This window comes from Micromonospora sp. CA-240977 (assembly GCF_050942285.1).
Taxonomy (GTDB): Bacteria; Actinomycetota; Actinomycetes; order Mycobacteriales; family Micromonosporaceae; genus Micromonospora.
In genome coordinates this window covers 3630567-3648187 of sequence record NZ_CP192055.1, presented here as the reverse complement: position 1 = coordinate 3648187, position 17621 = coordinate 3630567, and the positions used below count along the sequence as shown (strand labels likewise).

Here is a 17621-nt window from a genome sequence, read left to right as displayed (position 1 = left end):
CGGCGGGCCGCTCGGGCCCGCCGCGGGCGTGGGCGTGGCCGGTCCGGGGGGCCGTGCCCATCCGTCGTGGGCGCCCGGCCTCGCCGACGGTCCCGACCGAGGCGGCGCCCCGCCGGTCGGGACGCGCACCGTCGGCCTCCAGCGTGGTCCGCGACGCATCGGCCGCCGTACGCGAGGATGAGCGGTGCCAGCACGACGTCGGCGGAACGGGAGACGAGATGACGGATCGGGTGGCCTCGGCGCGGCCGGTGCGGATCCTGCTCGCCGACGACCAACCGTTGCTGCGCACCGGCTTCCGGATGGTGCTGGGGGCCGAGGGTGACCTGGACGTGGTGGCCGAGGCCGGCGACGGTGTGGAGGCGGTCGAGCTGTCCCGACGGCTGCTGCCCGACGTCGTGCTGATGGACATCCGGATGCCCCGGATGGACGGGGTGGCGGCGACCCGGGCCATCGTCGACTCCCGGCTGCCGGTGCGGGTGCTGGTGCTCACCACGTTCGACCTGGACGAGTACGTGGTGGGGGCGCTGCGCGCGGGCGCCAGCGGGTTCCTGGCCAAGGACGTTCCCGCCGAGGAGTTGATCGCGGCGATCCGCACGGTGGCCGGTGGGGACGCGGTGGTCTCGCCGCGGATCCTGCGGCGGCTGCTGGAGCGCTTCGCCGACCTGCTGCCCGATCCGGCGGCGACGCCCGCGCCGGTGCTCGACGCGCTCACCGACCGGGAGCGAGAGGTGCTGGTGCAGGTGGCCCGGGGGTTGTCCAACGCCGAGATCGCGGCGGCGCTGTCGGTCAGCGAAACCACTGTGAAGACCCACGTCGGGCGCCTGCTGACGAAGCTGCGACTACGGGACCGGGTGCAGGCCGTGGTGCTGGCGTACGAGTCGGGCCTGATCCGCCCCAGGGCGTAGCCGGCGTCCGGCGGCTACCCCACCTGGCGTACCCAAGGATCCCTCCGCGGGGGGACGGCACCGTTGCCGCGGTCACCTACCGTGACCGGAGACGGCTCGGCGCGGTTGACCCTCCTGTGGCGCGCGGGGGCAGAGTCGGGTTCGGCGCTGTCACCGGTCGCGGGAAAAGGGGTCGACCGGCCGTCGGATCAGGGGCAACCCTGATCCGATATCGGGGGCCACCCGCAGCGGGAAATCCGCGCCGGGTCCCCCCGTGGGCGGACGGAACGGGCGTGAACAGCGCCGATGATGGAACAGTCGCGCCGGACCATCGGGGGGCGGCGTGAACTTACGGACAGACGGAAGAGGTAGATGACGTGACCGCGACGGTAGGCCAGCAGGCGCAGGCCGCGGCCCGGGCGAACGACGTGTGGAAGGTGTACGGCAGCGGCGAGGCTCAGGTCAGCGCCCTGCGGGGGGTCAGCGCGGAGTTCGAACGTGGCCGGTTCACCGCGATCATGGGACCGTCCGGTTCGGGCAAGTCGACGCTGATGCACTGCCTGGCCGGCCTGGATTCGGTAACCCGGGGAACGGTGGCGATCGGTGAGACGACCGTCACGGGGCTGGGCGACGCCGGGCTGACGAAGCTGCGCCGCGACAAGGTGGGTTTCATCTTCCAGCAGTTCAACCTGCTGCCCACGCTGACCGCCAAGGAGAACATCCTGCTGCCGTTGTCGATCGCCGGGCGCAAGCCGGACCCGGCCTGGTACGACACGGTGATCACCACGGTTGGTCTGCGGGACCGGCTGGAGCACCGGCCGGCGCAGCTCTCCGGCGGGCAGCAGCAGCGGGTGGCGTGCGCGCGGGCCCTGGTCTCCCGCCCTGAGGTGATCTTCGCGGATGAGCCGACCGGCAACCTGGACTCGCGCTCCGGCGCGGAGGTGCTCAGCTTCCTGCGCAACTCGGTCCGCGAGCACGGCCAGACGATCGTGATGGTCACCCACGACCCGACCGCCGCCGCGTACGCCGACCGGGTGGTCTTCCTCGCCGACGGGCAGATCGTCTCGGAGTTGATCGAGCCGACCGCCGAGACGGTGCTGGACACCATGAAGAAGCTGGACACTCCGGCCGAGGTGGGCAGCTGATGTTCCGGGCGACACTGAAGAGTCTCCTGGCCCGCAAGGTCCGGTTGATTCTGTCCGGCCTGGCGGTGGTGCTCGGGGTGATGTTCGTCTCCGGCGCCTTCGTGTTGACCGACACGCTGGGCCGTTCGTTCGACTCCGTCTTCGCCGACGGCTTCTCCGAGATCGACGTGAACGTCGCGGCGAAACCGAAGGTGGAGCTCAGCGAGATGGAGGGCGAGCAGACCTCCGCCCCGCTGCCCGCCGCCGTCGTGGAACGGGTCAAGCAGGTGCCCGGGGCGGCCTCGGCGACCGGCATCGTCAACGCCGACGGCGCCCGCGTGATCGGCAGCAACGGCAAGGTGGTCACCTCGTTCGGTCCGCCGCAGTTGGGCGAGAACTGGACCGGCGAGAGCGACCTGATGCAGTTGCGGGAGGGGCGCGCGCCGCAGGCCGAGAACGAGATCGTGGTCAACAAGGCGCTGGCGACGACCGCGAAGGTGCAGGTCGGTCAGAAGGTCGGCGTGCTCACCGCGTTCGAGTCGAAGAAGCGGGACTTCACTCTGGTCGGCATCCTCGGTTACAGCGGTGACCGGGACTCGATCGGTGGGGTCAACGAGGTCTTCTTCACCACGCCGGTGGCGCAGCGGCTGATGCTCGGCGAACCGGACACCTTCAGCAGCATCACAGTGACCGCCGCCGACGGCGTCTCCGACGAGAAGCTGCGCGACGACGTGGCCCGCACCCTGGGCGCCGACTTCGAGGTGAAGACCGGCAAGCAGGTGGCCGCGGACGCCTCGGCCAGCCTGAAGGAGGGCCTGTCCTTCTTCAACAAGATCCTGCTCGGCTTCGCCGCGGTGGCGCTGCTTGTCGGTACGTTCCTGATCCTCAACACCTTCTCGATCATCGTGGCCCAGCGCACCCGGGAGTTGGCGTTGATGCGCGCCATCGGGGCCAGCGGGCGGCAGATCATCGGTTCGGTGGTGCTGGAGGCCATCGCGGTCGGGTTGATCGCCTCGGTGCTCGGCCTCGCCGCCGGCATCGGTGTGGGGGCGCTGCTGGCGTTCCTGTTCGGCAAGCTGGCCGGAGGCCTGACCCTGGCCGGGATCGGTGTGCCGGCGGCGGCGGTGATCGGGTCGTTCGCCGTCGGGTTGGTCATCACGGTGGTGGCGGCGCTGCTGCCGGCGCTGCGGGCGTCGCGGATTCCGCCGATCGCGGCCATGCAGGACGTGGCCACGCCGGACCGGCCACTGACCAAGATCACCATCACCGGCTCGGTGGTCACCGGCATCGGCGCGGTGCTGCTGTTCCTCGGGCTCAGCGGCAACGCCGGCGGGCAGACGCTGACCACCATCCTCGGTGGGGTGCTGTTCGCCTTCATCGGCGTGGCGCTGCTGACCCCGCTGATCAGCCGGCCGGTGGTGAACCTGCTCGGCACGATCTTCTCCTGGTCGGTGCCGGGCAAGCTGGGCCGGCTCAACTCCGGGCGCAACCCGCGCCGCACCGCGATCACCGCCGCGGCGCTGATGGTCGGCATCGCGCTGGTCACCGGCGTCACGGTGATCCTCGACTCGGCGAAGGGCAGCATCAGCGCGCTCGCCCAGGACACCATCAAGGCCGAGCTGGTGATCTCCGGTCAGCAGGGTGGCCCGCGTCCGCCGAGCTTCGACCCGGGTGTGCTGGACCAGGCGAAGGCGTTGCCCGGCGTGCAGCTCGTCGACGGCGAGTACGGCGACATGGCGAAGGTCGACGGCGAGAGCACCTGGGTCGCGGCGAGCAGCGACGTCGCGTCGCTGCGGCAGATCTTCGGGGCGAAGGCCACCGCCGGTGACATCGACCGGCTCGGGCCGACCCAGATGCTGGCCAGCTCGGACACTGCCACCTCGCGTGGCTGGTCGGTGGGTTCGACGGTCAAGGTGCAGCTGCCCCGGGGTGAGGCGCGGACGTACACCGTCAGCGGCATCTACGAGTCGTCCCAACTGACCAACCCGGTGACGTTGCCGGTGCAGGCCGCGAAGGACTTCACCATCCCGCAGCCCATCCAGGGCTTCATCCAGCTCGCCCCCGGTACCCGGGTCGCCGACGTGCAGCCCCAGGTGGAGACGCTGCTGGCGGACAGCCCCGAGGTGTCGGTGGCCGACCGGGACGCGTTCATCAAGCAGCAGACCGGTCAGCTCGACGGGCTGCTCACGATGATCCAGATCCTGTTGGCCCTGGCCATCGTGATCGCCGTGCTCGGCATCATCAACACCCTGGCGCTGTCGGTGCTGGAGCGGACCCGCGAGTTGGGTCTGCTGCGGGCGATCGGCCTGCGCCGGGGCCAGACGATGGGCATGATCACCGTGGAGGCGGTGGTGATCTCCGTGTTCGGCGCGCTGCTGGGCGTGGCGGTCGGCACCGGTCTCGGTGCCGCCGTGGTCGAGGCACTCAAGGACGAGGGCATCACCGACCTGATCCTGCCCTGGGGGCAGATGAGTGTCTTCCTCGGTCTCGCCGCGATCATCGGGGTGGTGGCCGCGGTGCTGCCAGCCATCCGGGCGGCCCGGATCAACGTCCTGGGCGCGATCGCCCACGACTGATCGGCACCACCGATGCCCCCGGTCGCGCACCGCGATCGGGGGCATCGGCTGTCCCGGGCTGAGCGATTCGTCCCCGGCCCACCCGACCGACTGTCAGGCTGGTGGTGCCGGCAGGGCGCTGGCCCGCCCGCGACTCGGGCGGCGGACCGTCGGGGCCGGTGACATGACCGATCAGGACGCGTACCAGCGGGCACTCGACAACGCCGAACGGCTGCTCGGCCAGCCACTGGTGCTGCCACTCGGCGAGGGTGAGCCGCCGGCCGGGCACGATTTCCGTCGGCTCGCCACCGTGCAGACCTTCGGCGAGGTATGGCCCCGGGAGGGCCTGGACCTGCGCAGCCGATGCCTGGTGTCGGTGGCGATCGCCGCCGCCCTCGGCACCCACGAGCCGCTCCGCGGCCAGCTACGCATCGCGTTGCACTCGGGCGTGACCAAGGAGGAGATCGTCGAGTTGTTCATCCACCTGGCCGCGTACGCGGGGGCCGCGCGGGCGTTCGACAGTTACCAGGTGGTGGGGGCGGTCTTCGCCGAACGCCCCTGACCCGCGCCGGTCGCTCAGCCGGTCGCTGCGGCCCTGTCGGTCAGCAGCGCCGTGAGCAGCGCCAGGTCCACGCCGGTCAGGCTCTCCACCTGGTGTACGCCGGCAGTCCGGGCGAGCGCCACCTCCGCCGGTACGGCCAGCACCGCCGCGCCGGAGGCGAGCGCGCTGGCCACCCCGGTCGGCGAGTCCTCGATCGCCACGCAACGCTCGATCGGCACGCCCAGCAGTCGGGCAGCGGTCAGGTAGGGCTCGGGGTGCGGTTTGGCAGCGACGACCTCGTCGCCGGCGACCACCGCGTCGAAGTTGTCCCGACCCAGGGTGTCCAGGGCGATCTCGACAAGCGCCCGGCCACTGGAGGTGACAAGGGCGGTGGGGATCCCCGCCGCCCGGACCGCGCCGAGCAGGGCGAACGCGCCCGGCCGCCAGCGCAGGCCGCTGCGGAACAGCTCCAGGATCCGCGCGTTGATCCACTCGGCGCTGAGCTGCGGGTCCCGTTCGGGCTGCCGCAGGTCGTCGTGCAGGATCCGCATCGACTCCGCCATGCTGGTCCCGATGATCGACCGGCGGGCGGCGGCGGAGAGCTCCCCGCCGTACTCCCGGGCGAGTTCCTCCAGCGCGACGTCCCACAGCTTCTCGCTGTCGACAAGCGTGCCGTCCATGTCGAAGAGCACGGCGGCGGGGTGGTGGCTGCTCAGCGGATCCTCCAGGGTCGTGGCCGACACCGGCGATCCTTCCAGGCCGGACCACCGCCGGTGACCGTGACGGGCGGCGACGTGATCCGGGCAACCCGCTCAGCCCAGGTCGCAGGCCTCCAGTGAGCGCTCGTAGCCACGGAAGAACGACTCGGTGCGCTGCTCGGCGGTGCCGTGCGAACCCTCCGCGAACCACGGCTGGTCCGGGTCGTCGCCGACGGCCGCCAGCCCCTCGCGGAACTCGTCGAGGTCACCGTCGGCCAGGGTCAGGGCCTCGGCGCGCACCGAGTCGCCGAGGAACGCGCCGGCCATGCAGTCAGCCTGCAACTCCTGCTGGATGGTGAAGCTGTAGTTGATGCCGAGCCGCACCTGGATGCCGTGGGCGTACTCGTGGCCGAGCAGGTAGAACACGAACGCGTCACCGACCTGGCGGAACGCCGCCACCGACCAGGCGACGTCGTACGCGATGAAATCGCCCTGCGAGCAGTAGACGGCGTTGTTGCGGGGCAGCTGCTGGCCCCCGCAGGACACCTCACCCGCCCGCTGGTACGGGGTGATCCGTCGGATCGGTCGGAACCGCTGCCCGGACTCCTTGAACTGGGCCGACCAGTACCGCTCGGCGATGTCCTGCGCGTCGGCGACGTCCTGCTCGAACTCGGCGACGCTGGTGGTGCTGTCGGCCCGGGTGGTGCCCGACGTCGGAGCCGCCGGCGACCGGTCCCCGGCGGGCCGCTCGCCCGCCGGCTCGGCCAGCCCGCCGCCGGCGCAGGCGAGCGACACCAGGGCGGCGATCAGCAGACCCGCCAACAGGCCCCGGGCGTCGCGTCCGGACCGTGTGCCCACTGTGCCTCCCCAGACATCGGTGTTCGCGCTGCTAGTACCCCGACGGTGTGACCGACACGCCCGTCACCGGATTCACGTGTGGCACGGCCGGGCGGTTCACGCCGGTGCGCCGCGGCGCGGTGCCGCTCAGCCGCCCGACTCGCGGCCGCGCTGCCACGTGTCGCCCTGGTCGCCGTGCCGCTCGGCCTCGTAGCGCTGCTGCCGCATCCGCGCGTCCCGCCCGGCCGTCGGGTCGTCGCCGGACGCACCTGCCCCGGACCCCCGCCCCCGCCGGGCCACCACCCCGAACGCCGCGCCGGCCACGACCACGAAGACCCCCAGCACCACCCACACGGTCCCCATCGCGCCACGCTAACCCACACCCACCACCCACGCCCTTCCCGATGATCGGGAGGTCGTGTCAGCCGCCCGACGGCCGCGCTGGCGGAGCGGGTCAGGGGCTCGCGGCCAGGAAGACGAAGGCGGCGAGCAACACCAGGTGCACGCCACCCTGGAGGACGTTGGCCCGGCCCGGCACGACGGTCAGCACCGCTGTCACCGCGGTCAGCGCGAGCAGGGCGAGCTGGGTGCCGCCGAGGCCGAGCAGCAGCGGGCCGTCCAACCAGATCGAGGCGATGGCGATGGCCGGGATGGTCAGGCCGATGCTGGCCATCGCGGACCCGAGGGCGAGGTTCAGGCTGATCTGGACGCGGTCGCGGCGCGCGGCGCGGGCGGCGGCGAGGGTCTCCGGCAGCAGCACCAGCAGGGCGATGATGACACCGACGAACGCGTGGGGCAGGTTCGCGGCCGCGACGCCGGCCTCGATGGTCGGCGAAACGGTCTTCGCGTCGCCCACCACGGCGATCAGCGCCACCAGCAGCAGCCCGAGGCTGATCAGCGCCGCGCGGGTCGTCGGCGGTTTGGCGTGCTCCTCGGCGTCGATCACCCGGCCCTGACTGTCGACAGGCAGGAAGTAGTCGCGGTGCCGGCCGGTCTGCACGAGCACGAACAGCCCGTACAGGGCCAGCGACGCGACGGCGGCGAAGGCGAGTTGGGCCGGACTGAACTCCGGGCCGGGGCGGGCCGTGGTGAAGGTCGGGATGACCAGACTCAGTGTGGCCAGGGTGATCACGGTGGCCAGCGCGCCGCCGGTGCCCTCCGGGTTGAACACGGCGACGCGCCGGCGCAGCGCCCCGAGCAGCAGCGACAGGCCAAGGATGCCGTTACAGGTGATCATGACGGCGGCGAACACGGTGTCGCGGGCGAGCGACTGGGTCTTCTCCGGCCCGCTGATCATCAGGGTGACGATGAGGGCTACCTCGATCACGGTGACCGCGACGGCGAGCACCAGCGAACCGTACGGCTCCCCCACCCGGTGGGCGACCACCTCCGCGTGGTGCACGGCCGCCAGCACCGCGCCGCCCAGCAGCACCGCGACCACCGCGATGATCAGGCCCGGCAGGTCCCGCCCCCAGGTGACGACCAGCACCAGCACGGCGAGCACGGGCACGGCGACGGTCCAGTCGGTCATCCGGGAACGAAGCAGGGTGGCCATGCCGTACAGAGTGCCAGGCCAGCTGATCATGTGCCCACCATCGACGCGGCGGGGGTGACCAGACTTGTAACCTGTGGGTTACGCTTTCGGGATGGATGAGGTGGCCGCCGCGATCGCGGACCCGGTGCGCCGGCACATCCTGACCATGCTGCGCGACGAATCCCTCTCCGCCGGCGACATCGCCACCCGGTTCGCGATCAGCCGACCCGCGGTCAGCCGCCACCTGCGGGTGCTGCGCGAGAGCGGGCTGGTCCGCGACGAGCTGGTCGGTCGCAAGAGGATCTACCGCCTCGACCCCGGCCCGCTCGCCCCGCTGGCCGAGTGGCTGGCCGGGCTCGCCGGCGGCGACCGGTGGGAGCGGCGCCTCGACGCGCTGGAAACCGAGATCTACCGCACCCGCCGAGAGCGCCGCGCTCGCGGGCCGGTGGAACACCGAAGGGAGCACACGGCATGACGCGCACACCCGCCGGACGCCTGTTTCGCACCGCCACCGGCCACGATCTCGTCCTCACACGGATCTTCCGCGCCCCGGCGGCGGATGTCTGGGCCAGCCTGACCGAGTCGGAACGCACGGCCCGCTGGTTCGGCCCGTGGGAGGGCGACGCCGTGCCCGGACGGACCATCCGGGTTCAGATGGCGTACGAGGAGGAGCAGCCCTGGTGTGAGGTCCACATCGACGCGTGCGAGCCGCCGCGACGCCTCGCCGTATCGATGATCGACAGCTACGGCACCTGGCGGCTGGAGCTGGCGCTGACCGAGACCGACGGCGCCACCGAGCTGCGGTTCGTCCAGCACCTCACCGGCGTGGAGGGCATCGCCGAGGTCGGCGCCGGCTGGGAGTACTACCTGGACCTGCTCGTCGCCTCCCGGGACGGCTCGCCCCGGCCCGAGTTCGACGAGTACCACCCCGCCATGCGGCAGTACTACCAGGCCCTGGCGACCGACGAGGCGCTGCCGCACGCCTAGGGGCCGGTCTCGCGCCGCAGCTTGGCGAACTCGGCGGTCAACGCCGGCAGCGGAAAGTGCGCGTTCAGGCCGCTGGGGTTGGGCAGCACCCACACCCGGGCCGGGCCCAGCCGATCCGGCTGCGGCCCCAGCCCGGCCTTCGGTCGGACAAACGCGATCCGGTACGCGGTCACCCCGAGGATCGCCACCCAGCGCGGCCGGTAGCGCTCGGCCTTCACCGCCAACCCGGTGACCCCGGCCACCAACTCCGCCGGGGTCAGCTCGTCGGCGCGGGCGGTGGCGCGGTTGCTCAGGCTGGTGATGCCCAGGCCCTGGCGCAGCAACTCGTCGGGTTCCCACGGGTGCAACTCCCGGTCGGTGAACCCGCCGCCGTGCAGGGCCGGCCAGAACCGGCTGCCCCGGCGGGCGAAGGGCAGCCCCACGGCGGCGGAGTAGAGGCCCGGGTTGAAGCCGCAGAACAGCACCCGCAGGTCGGGGCCGATCACGTCGGGCAGGCCCCGCCCGGCCGCCGCCGCCACCTCCTGCGGGGTCGGCCGCCGAAACGGCCCCGACCGCTGCGCGTCCACCCCACCGATCCTGCCGTACGCGCGGACACCGGACCCGGCGCACGCCGACGATCACGACTTGGCACCCTCAACGGATGCAGTCAGCCGACCACCTCGCCGCCAGCCGCTACGCCCGGATGCGCTGGAACACGCCACTGGCACCGGAGCATGCGGCGTTGCTGCTGCAGCGACTCGACGTCCGGCCCGGCGCGCGCGTACTCGATCTCGGTTGCGGTTGGGGTGAGCTGCTGCTGCGGGCGGTCGCCGCCGGGGGCGTGTCCGGCCCGGTCGCGACGCGGGGCGTCGGCGTCGACACCGACGGCGCAGCCCTCGACCGGGGGCGGCGGCTGGCCGCGGACCGGTCGCTGAACCGGCACGTCGCCTTCGTCAAGGGCGAGGTGGCGGCCTGGCAGGAGCCGGCCGACCGGGTCCTGTGCATCGGATCGGCGCACGCCTTCGGCGGCACCCGGGCCGCGCTCGACGCGCTCGCCGCCGTGGTCCGACCCGGTGGCCGGCTCCTGTTCGGTGACGCGTACTGGGACCGTCCCCCGACACCGGGGGTCGAGCAGATCTTCGGGCCGGGGGTGGTGTCCCTCCCCGAGCTGGTCGAGGCCGCCCGGGAGCGCGGCTGGCGGGTGCTGCACCTGAGTGTCGCCGACCAACGGGAGTGGGACGACTTCGAGTCCACCTGGCTCGCGGGCCGGCAGGAGTGGCTGCTGGCGTACCCGGAGGATCCCCGCGCCGCCGAGGTCCGCACGCAGCTCGACGACCGGTTGCGCCAGTACGTCGGCGGCTACCGGGGCGTCCTCGGCCTCGCCTACCTCGTCCTCGGTCGCTGACGGCGCACGTCGCCGCCGCTGGTGACGCGAGCGTCGGCGTTTTGCCCCCCGGGCGGTCCGGCGTGCGGAAGAGTGGCAGGCGAGAGCTGTCGTCGACGACCCAGCGGTGGCATGGCGACGCCCCGCCCGCGGAGGTTCCAGATGAGCGACACGTCCCCGGCCACGCCCGCGCGCAACGTCGTGCTGGTCCACGGCGCTTACGCCGACGGCTCCTCCTGGTCCGACGTCATCCCCCTGCTGCAGCGGGCGGGGCTGACCGTCACCGCGGTGCAGAATCCGCTGACCTCCCTGGCCGACGACGTCGCCGCCACCAACCGCGCCCTCGACCGCCAGGACGGGCCGACGGTGCTGGTGGGCCACTCCTGGGCCGGCACGGTCATCAGCGACGCCGGCAACCATCCGAGGGTCACCGCCCTGGTCTACGTGGCGGCCCGCGCGCCGGACGCCGGCGAGGACTTCACAGCGCTCGCGGCGAAGTACCCCACACCGCCGGCGAACGCCGGTCTCGTGCACCACGACGGGTACGCACAGCTCAGCGAGAGCGCTTTCCTGGCCGACTTCGCCGGTGGGGTGGAGGAGACCCGCGCCCGCGCCCTCTACGCGGTGCAGGGGCCCATCGCCGCGGACCTGTTCCAGGGCCGCACGACGACGGCCGCCTGGCGGGACCGGCCCTGCTACTACTCGATCTCCACGCAGGATCGCACGAGCGCTCCGGAGCTGGAGCGGTTCCTCGCCGATCGGATGAACGCGACGACGATCGAGGTCGAATCATCCCACCTTGCCATGGTCACCCATCCCGAGACGATCGCCGATCTCATCCTCATGGCGACCCGGGGAACTCGTGATCGCACGTCCAACGGCTGAGGCTGACCGCCCGAGCCGCAGCGGGGTTGGTGGGTAAACCAGCAGCGCCACGCGTTGTCCCGCGCGACGTTCTCGTCTTAGTGGGTGGACCTGCCGCTGGGCACGCGGCGTGCCACGCCGCCTGCGCCGGCCGCGCCACCGGGCACCCGGGCCGGAGCTGGTGGGCTTGACGAGGGCCAGACATCGGAGGTTTACTGCGTCAGCGATACCAGTCGATACAATCTGACCGTCCACAGTGTCGGTCGGGGTGATCGACTGGCACAGCGCCCCATCCTCCATCACCCCCGCACCACCTCAGCCGAGCATCGGCGGCCCGGCTTCCGCACCACCGCCACTGCGGCCCCGGCCTGCCCCCGTGCACAGCCTGAGGTCGACGCTCAGCAGAGGAGCAAGACCATGCGTTCCCGTCCCCGTTTGTTGGCCTTCGTCATCGGCTTGGCCGTGTTGATGGCCAGCCTGCTGGTCCTTCCCACACCATCCTCGGCCGCACCCCTGACCAAGGTCCTGGTGTTCAGCAAGACCGCCGGCTTCCGCCACTCCGCGATCCCGAACGGAATCGCGGCCATCCAGCAGCTCGGCGCCGCCAACGGCTTCAGCGTTACCGCGACCGAGGATGCCAATCAGTTCACCACCTCCAACCTGGCCCAGTACCAGGCGGTGGTCTTCATGTCGACGACCGGCGACGTCCTCAACTCCAGCCAGCAGACGGCCTTCGAGTCGTACATCGCCGCCGGCGGCGGCTACGTCGGCGTGCACGCCGCTGCCGACACCGAGTACAGCTGGCCGTGGTACGGCCAGCTGGTCGGCGCGTGGTTCGACTCGCACCCGGCGATCCAGACCGCGACCGTGAAGATCGAGGACCGGAGCAACCCGTCGACCGCGCACCTCGGCGCCACCTGGGTCCGCTCCGACGAGTGGTACAACTACCGCACCAACCCCCGGTCCAGCGCACGGGTCCTCGCCAGCCTCGACGAGTCGTCCTACAGCGGCGGCAACATGAACGGCGACCACCCGATCACGTGGTGCAAGGCGTTCGGCGGCGGTCGGGCGTGGTACACGGGTCTCGGGCACACCGAGGCGTCGTACACCGACCCGAACTTCACCCGGATGCTGCTCGGCGGCCTCCAGGTCGCCGCGGGTTCGGTGAGCGCCAACTGCTCGCCGGGGACGAACCCGACGACCCCGCCGCCCACCACGGCCCCGCCGACGACCGCTCCGCCGACGACCGCGCCGCCCACCACGGCCCCGCCGACCACCCCGCCGCCCGCCGCCACCGGCTCCACCCTGCGGGCCCGCGCCAACAACCAGTACGTGAGCGCGCCCAACGCCACCACCGCGCTGATCGCCAACAAGAGCTCGGCCGGGACCAGCGAGCGGTTCGAACTGGTCAGCCTCAGCAACGGCAACGTCGCGCTGCGCGCCAAGAGCAACGGGCAGTTCGTCGCGGCGGAGAACGCCGGGGCCGCCGCGCTGATCGCCAACCGGGCCACCGCCGGCGCCTGGGAGACGTTCCAGCTCATTCGCAACTCCGACGGCACGGTGAGCCTGCGGGCGAACGTGAACAGCCGGTACGTGGCCGCTGACAACGCGGGCGCCTCCCCGCTGATCGCCAACCGGACCTCCATCGGTCAGTGGGAGAAGTTCGACCTCGTCACCAACTGACCGCGCCGCGGTTCGATCCTCACCACCCCCACCTGGTCGTGGTGCGCCCCCGCGCGCCCGTCCCCCGGTCGTCGAGAAAGGACGATCATGCTCTCGTACCCCCGGCGCTGGTCCCGGGCACTCGTCGCGGCGGTCACCACCGTCGCGAGTGTGGCCCTGGCCGTGGCCGCACCCTCCACCGCCGCCCAGGCGGTGGTGATCCCCGCAAGCGATTACCAGCAGGTCAAACTCGCCACCGGCTCGGCTGAGCTGGGCGAGGCCATGTCCCTGGCCGTCCTGCCCAACCGTTCGGTGCTGCACACCGCCCGCAACGGCGTGCTGCGGGTGACCGACGTGGCCGGCAACACCAAGGTCTCCGGCACCCTGTCGGTCTACACCCACGACGAGGAGGGGTTGCAGGGCGTCGCCGTCGACCCCAACTTCGCCACCAACCGGTGGATCTACCTGTACTACTCGCCCACGCTGAGCACCCCGACCGGGGACGCCCCCACCACCGGTACGCAGTCCGACTGGGACCGGTGGAAGGGGCACCTGCGGCTGTCGCGGTTCACCCTCAACAGCGACGACACGCTCAACCTGAGCAGCGAGAAGATCGTGCTCCAGGTCGCCAACGACCGTGGGCAGTGCTGCCACGTCGGCGGTGACCTGGACTTCGACGCCGCCGGCAACCTGTACCTGACCACCGGTGACGACACCAACCCGTTCGAGTCGTCCGGCTACGCGCCGCTCGACGAGCGGACCAACCGCAACCCGCAGTTCGACGCCCAGCGCTCCGCGGGCAACACCAACGACCTGCGGGGCAAGCTGCTGCGGATCAAGCCGCAGGCCGACGGCACGTACACGATCCCGTCGGGCAACCTGTTCGCGCCCGGCACGGCCAACACCCGTCCCGAGATCTACGCGATGGGTCTGCGCAACCCCTTCCGGATGAGCGTCGACAAGGGGACCGGCGTCGTCTACATCGGCGACTACGGCCCGGACGCGGGAAGCACCAACTCCAGCCGGGGGCCGCAGGGTCAGGTGGAGTTCAACCGCATCACCGCGCCCGGCAACTTCGGCTGGCCGTACTGCACCGGCAGCAACACGAGCACCGAAACATACAATGAATACACGTTCCCGTCCGGGCCGTCGCAGTCGAAGTACAACTGCACGGGCGGGCCGACGAACAACTCGTTCCGCAACACCGGGCTGGGCACGCTGCCCGCGGCGAAGCCGGCCTGGATCAAGTACGCCGGCGACTCCGGTTCACCGTCGGAGTTCGGCAGCGGCTCCGAGTCGCCGATGGCCGGGCCGGTCTACCGGTACGACGCCTCGCTCAACTCCAGCATCAAGTTCCCGCAGTCGCTCAACGGCCAGTTCTTCGCCGGTGAGTACGGCCGCCGCTGGATCAAGCCCATCGCCATCAACTCCGACGGCTCGCGCGGGGAGATCTCCAGCTTCCCGTGGAGCGGCACGCAGGTCATGGACATGGCCTTCGGCCCGGACGGCGCGCTCTACGTGCTGGACTACGGCACCGGCTCGAACAACCAGGCGCTGTTCCGGATCGAGTACATCGGTGGGGGCAACCGCAACCCGATCGCGATCGCCTCGGCCAACCCCACCTCGGGCGCCAACCCGCTGACCGTCAACTTCTCGTCCGCCGGCAGCTCCGACCCCGAAGGTGGCGCGCTGAGCTACCTGTGGACGTTCGGTGACGGCACCACGTCGACGGCGGCCAACCCCACGAAGACGTACACCACCAACGGCACCTACTCCCCCACCCTGAAGGTCACCGACCCGACCGGCCTGTCCGGCACGGCGAGCCTGGTCATCACCGTGGGGAACACCGCGCCGACGGTGACGCTCACCTCGCCCACCGACGGGCAGCTGTTCAGCTTCGGCGACACCGTGCCGTACCAGATCTCGGTGAGCGACCCGCAGGACGGCACCATCGACTGCTCCAAGGTGAGCCTGACCTACGCGCTGGGCCACGACAGCCACGCCCACCAGATCACCTCGAAGACCGGGTGCAGCGGCTCGATCACCGTCCCGACCGACGGTGAGCACGACGCGGCGGCCAACATCTACGGGGTCTTCGACGCCGCCTACACCGACAACGGTGGGCTGACCACGCACAGCATCAAGACCCTGCAGCCGAAGCACCGACAGGGTGAGCACTTCAGCGCCCAGTCCGGTGTCCAGGCGACCGACCACACCAGCGCCGAGGGTGGTCGTACCGCCGGGTTCATCGAGAACAACGACTGGATCTCGTACCAGCCGTACAACCTGTCGAATGCCAACCGCATCACCGTGCGGGCGTCGTCGGCCGGCGCCGGTGGCACGATCGAGGTCCGGGCCGGTTCGGCCACCGGCAGCCTGCTGGGCACCGTCACGGTGCCGGTGACCGGCAACTGGGAGACCTTCACCGAGGTGTCCGGCACGATCAGCAACCCGCCGTCCGCGTCGACCACGCTGTACCTGGTGTTCAAGGGCGGGTCCGGCTACCTGTTCGATGTCGACGCGTTCACCTTCACCACCGGCACCGGTGGCAGCACGCCGGTGAGCACCCTGCGGGCGCAGATCAACAACCAGTACGTGTCGGCGGTCGGCTCCACCGCGTTGATCGCCAACAAGGCCAGCGTCGGCACCACTGAGCAGTTCGACAGGGTGGACGCCGGCAACGGCGCCATCGCTCTGCGGTCACGCGCCAACGGGCTCTACGTCTCGGCCACGAGCGCGGGGGCGGCACCGCTGGTTGCCAGCGGCACGTCGATCGGGGCCGCGGAGACGTTCCAGCTCATCACCAACTCGGATGGGACGGTGGGCCTGCGCGCCACTGTCAACAACCAGATCGTGTGCGCCGAGAACGCCGGGGCCGGTTCCCTGATCGCCAACCGTTCGTCGGTGGGGGCTTGGGAGAAGTTCATCCTGACCACCGGCTGAGCGGCGCTACCCGGCCTGGTCGGCGGCCGGGTCGCCGAACGGCGGGAATCCGGGGCGGGCGGTGAAAACCGCCCGCCCCGGTTCTTTGACACCCGCCGTGGGCACTACCGCTAGGGCAGGCCGGCGGCCAGCAGCATGGACGCCGCGCCGTTACCGAGGCGGCCGCCGTCCGGCCCGGACAGGCCGGTCAGAGCGTGCAGGCGTTCCAGGTCGGCGGTGCCCGGGTCGGCGAAGTAGACCATCAGACTGTGCCCCGGCTCGTTGACCAGGTCGAGCTTCATGGAACGCAGCGCCATCCGGCCGACCCGGGGGTGGTTGAAGCGACGCACCGACGAGGTGAACGACACGACGTCGTGGGTCTCCCAGAACCGCCGGAACGTCGGGCTGGTGGCCCCGAGATCCCGGACCATCTCCCGGTAGCGGGCGTCACCGGTGTTCGCGGCCAACTCACCGCGCAGCAGCGCCACCAGCCGCCGCGCCTCGTCCTCCCAGTCCACCAGCAGTTGCCGGGCACGGGGCTCGTGGAACAGCAGCCACAGCGCGTTGAGCTCGTGTTCCGGGCGGCCCTCGATGTCGACCAGCAGCGCCGCACCGCTGTCGTTCCAGGTGAGGATGTCGAAGTAACGGTCGAAGACCCAGCACGGGTACGCGCCGAGCAGTTCGACGAACCGCAATGTGTCGGCGCTGACCGCCCGGCGGGTCGTCCTGCGGGTCGGCGCCCGCTCACCGGCGAGCAGGAACAGGTGGTCGCGTTCGACCGGGTTCAGGAACAGGGCACGCGCGATGCTCGCCAGCACCTGCCGCGACACCCGGATATTGCGTCCTTGTTCCAGCCACGTATACCAGGTGATACTCACTCCGGCCAATCTTGCGACCTCTTCGCGACGCAGTCCCGGCGTCCGTCGCTGGCCGGTCACCCCGATACCGGCGAGTTCCGGTCGTAGCCGGTTACGGCGGGATCGCAGGAATGCACCGAGCTCTCTTCGCGCGAAATGCGTTGTAGACGTCACATTGCCCCCGTAGAACAAAGTTCCCGTCATTGTATGGAGTGGAAACGCGCCTCGTCGTGCGTCGCGGGTGAGCGTACAACAGGCTTGTAAACACGAGATATCTGCGACGGGCAATGTCGTTGACGTCACCGTAGCGCGGATGACCCGCGCCGTACGGGCGACGCCGAACGGCACTGTCCAGCAGGTGAGTCGGCCTCTGACGGCGCCCGCCGGGGGCCGCCAGACGCCATGGCCGGTACGGCGTGACGGCGGATCGAGGACCGGATTACCTCGGCGAATAGCATGACGTCCCGTCGCCCGGCCGGTGCCATCCCGGCGGCGGATCCCGAACGGCGGGCGGGAGCGGATACGTACGCTCGTGCCGAAGAATCCGGAAGGGGTTATCTCGAATACCGGGACGCCGGGATATTGCGGATTTCCGTCCGAGATGCCGCACGGCGGGCGCAATTCCCTCACCGTCCGGCGGTCCTGTCGGTGAGGAGAACTTTCGGTGATTTGTGGCCCGCCCGGGTCCGTTTCCGGCACGCCCGCCCGGCGAACCCGGCGGGCGCGCCGGGTTCGCCGGGACGGCCACGCCGGCGGGGGGCGGCGTGGTGGAACCCGCTGGTCGGGGCCTACT

Annotated in this window: 16 protein-coding genes; 10 read left to right on the top strand and 6 right to left on the bottom strand. The window is 71.2% G+C overall.

Annotation, left to right across the window (positions count from 1 at the left end):
• The first annotated feature begins 218 nt into the window (after positions 1 to 218).
• The 4 genes from ACQPWW_RS16795 to ACQPWW_RS16780 all read left to right on the top strand — a co-directional run bounded on the left by ACQPWW_RS16795 (position 219) and on the right by ACQPWW_RS16780 (position 5125).
• Positions 219 to 905: a response regulator gene (locus tag ACQPWW_RS16795; RefSeq protein WP_433133784.1), complete on the top strand. Its 687-nt coding sequence runs from the start codon at positions 219 to 221 to the stop codon at positions 903 to 905.
• A gap of 356 nt (positions 906 to 1261) precedes the next feature.
• The gene (locus tag ACQPWW_RS16790; protein WP_433133782.1) at positions 1262 to 2029 is read left to right on the top strand and encodes an ABC transporter ATP-binding protein; all 768 of its coding nucleotides are present in this window, start codon (positions 1262 to 1264) and stop codon (positions 2027 to 2029) included.
• Complete coding sequence (locus tag ACQPWW_RS16785; protein ID WP_433133780.1) at positions 2029 to 4584, top strand: ABC transporter permease; 2556 nt, start codon at positions 2029 to 2031, stop codon at positions 4582 to 4584. The genes ACQPWW_RS16790 and ACQPWW_RS16785 overlap by 1 nt, the downstream gene beginning before the upstream one ends.
• A 163-nt stretch (positions 4585 to 4747) precedes the next feature.
• Complete coding sequence (locus ACQPWW_RS16780; protein WP_433133778.1) at positions 4748 to 5125, top strand: carboxymuconolactone decarboxylase family protein; 378 nt, start codon at positions 4748 to 4750, stop codon at positions 5123 to 5125.
• A gap of 14 nt (positions 5126 to 5139) precedes the next feature.
• Here ACQPWW_RS16780 and ACQPWW_RS16775 read toward each other — a convergent pair whose 3' ends face one another.
• From ACQPWW_RS16775 to ACQPWW_RS16760, 4 genes are all read right to left on the bottom strand, one after another.
• Positions 5140 to 5796, bottom strand: coding sequence for an HAD family hydrolase (locus ACQPWW_RS16775; protein ID WP_433134387.1), 657 nt, complete (start codon positions 5794 to 5796; stop codon positions 5140 to 5142).
• Between the two features lie 120 nt (positions 5797 to 5916).
• Complete coding sequence (locus ACQPWW_RS16770; RefSeq protein WP_433133776.1) at positions 5917 to 6660, bottom strand: neutral zinc metallopeptidase; 744 nt, start codon at positions 6658 to 6660, stop codon at positions 5917 to 5919.
• Between the two features lie 126 nt (positions 6661 to 6786).
• Complete coding sequence (locus ACQPWW_RS16765) at positions 6787 to 7002, bottom strand: hypothetical protein (protein ID WP_433133774.1); 216 nt, start codon at positions 7000 to 7002, stop codon at positions 6787 to 6789.
• Between the two features lie 91 nt (positions 7003 to 7093).
• A complete protein-coding gene (locus ACQPWW_RS16760; protein ID WP_433134385.1) occupies positions 7094 to 8194 on the bottom strand; it encodes a calcium:proton antiporter in 1101 nt (366 codons plus the stop codon).
• Positions 8195 to 8285: 91 nt separating this feature from the next.
• Here ACQPWW_RS16760 and ACQPWW_RS16755 point away from each other — a divergent pair, with 91 nt between their 5' ends.
• Complete coding sequence (locus ACQPWW_RS16755) at positions 8286 to 8648, top strand: ArsR/SmtB family transcription factor (RefSeq protein WP_433133772.1); 363 nt, start codon at positions 8286 to 8288, stop codon at positions 8646 to 8648.
• Positions 8645 to 9160, top strand: a complete 516-nt coding sequence (locus ACQPWW_RS16750; protein WP_433133770.1) for an SRPBCC family protein — start codon at positions 8645 to 8647, stop codon at positions 9158 to 9160. The genes ACQPWW_RS16755 and ACQPWW_RS16750 overlap by 4 nt, the downstream gene beginning before the upstream one ends.
• Here ACQPWW_RS16750 and mug read toward each other — a convergent pair.
• Positions 9157 to 9726, bottom strand: a complete 570-nt coding sequence (gene mug, locus ACQPWW_RS16745; RefSeq protein WP_433133768.1) for a G/U mismatch-specific DNA glycosylase — start codon at positions 9724 to 9726, stop codon at positions 9157 to 9159. The genes ACQPWW_RS16750 and mug overlap by 4 nt on opposite strands.
• Before the next feature lie 74 nt (positions 9727 to 9800).
• Between mug and ACQPWW_RS16740 the strand changes: the two genes are divergently transcribed.
• From ACQPWW_RS16740 to ACQPWW_RS16725, 4 genes are all read left to right on the top strand, one after another.
• Positions 9801 to 10544, top strand: a complete 744-nt coding sequence (locus ACQPWW_RS16740) for a methyltransferase domain-containing protein (protein WP_433133766.1) — start codon at positions 9801 to 9803, stop codon at positions 10542 to 10544.
• A gap of 141 nt (positions 10545 to 10685) precedes the next feature.
• A complete protein-coding gene (locus tag ACQPWW_RS16735; RefSeq protein WP_433133764.1) occupies positions 10686 to 11408 on the top strand; it encodes an alpha/beta fold hydrolase in 723 nt (240 codons plus the stop codon).
• A gap of 396 nt (positions 11409 to 11804) precedes the next feature.
• Positions 11805 to 13070 carry a ThuA domain-containing protein gene (locus tag ACQPWW_RS16730; protein WP_433133762.1) on the top strand — a complete coding sequence of 422 codons (1266 nt, stop codon included), beginning with the start codon at positions 11805 to 11807 and terminating at the stop codon, positions 13068 to 13070.
• Positions 13071 to 13157: 87 nt separating this feature from the next.
• Positions 13158 to 15992, top strand: a complete 2835-nt coding sequence (locus tag ACQPWW_RS16725; protein ID WP_433133760.1) for a PQQ-dependent sugar dehydrogenase — start codon at positions 13158 to 13160, stop codon at positions 15990 to 15992.
• 110 nt (positions 15993 to 16102) lie between these two features.
• Here ACQPWW_RS16725 and ACQPWW_RS16720 read toward each other — a convergent pair whose 3' ends face one another.
• Positions 16103 to 17032 (bottom strand): helix-turn-helix transcriptional regulator, encoded by a 930-nt coding sequence (locus tag ACQPWW_RS16720; RefSeq protein ID WP_433133758.1) that lies wholly within the window; start codon positions 17030 to 17032, stop codon positions 16103 to 16105.
• Positions 17033 to 17621: the final 589 nt, after the last annotated feature.

Bases quoted from the DNA above. Each gene is read 5' to 3' on its own strand.
- ACQPWW_RS16795 (WP_433133784.1), top strand. From the start codon at position 219: ATGACGGATCGGGTGGCCTCGGCGCGGCCGGTGCGGATCCTGCTCGCC.
- ACQPWW_RS16785 (WP_433133780.1), top strand. From the start codon at position 2,029: ATGTTCCGGGCGACACTGAAGAGTCTCCTGGCCCGCAAGGTCCGGTTG.
- ACQPWW_RS16780 (WP_433133778.1), top strand. From the start codon at position 4,748: ATGACCGATCAGGACGCGTACCAGCGGGCACTCGACAACGCCGAACGG.
- ACQPWW_RS16765 (WP_433133774.1), bottom strand. From the start codon at position 7,002: ATGGGGACCGTGTGGGTGGTGCTGGGGGTCTTCGTGGTCGTGGCCGGC.
- ACQPWW_RS16760 (WP_433134385.1), bottom strand. From the start codon at position 8,194: ATGGCCACCCTGCTTCGTTCCCGGATGACCGACTGGACCGTCGCCGTG.
- ACQPWW_RS16755 (WP_433133772.1), top strand. From the start codon at position 8,286: ATGGATGAGGTGGCCGCCGCGATCGCGGACCCGGTGCGCCGGCACATC.
- ACQPWW_RS16750 (WP_433133770.1), top strand. From the start codon at position 8,645: ATGACGCGCACACCCGCCGGACGCCTGTTTCGCACCGCCACCGGCCAC.
- ACQPWW_RS16740 (WP_433133766.1), top strand. From the start codon at position 9,801: ATGCAGTCAGCCGACCACCTCGCCGCCAGCCGCTACGCCCGGATGCGC.
- ACQPWW_RS16735 (WP_433133764.1), top strand. From the start codon at position 10,686: ATGAGCGACACGTCCCCGGCCACGCCCGCGCGCAACGTCGTGCTGGTC.
- ACQPWW_RS16730 (WP_433133762.1), top strand. From the start codon at position 11,805: ATGCGTTCCCGTCCCCGTTTGTTGGCCTTCGTCATCGGCTTGGCCGTG.
- ACQPWW_RS16725 (WP_433133760.1), top strand. From the start codon at position 13,158: ATGCTCTCGTACCCCCGGCGCTGGTCCCGGGCACTCGTCGCGGCGGTC.
- ACQPWW_RS16720 (WP_433133758.1), bottom strand. From the start codon at position 17,032: ATGACGGGAACTTTGTTCTACGGGGGCAATGTGACGTCTACAACGCAT.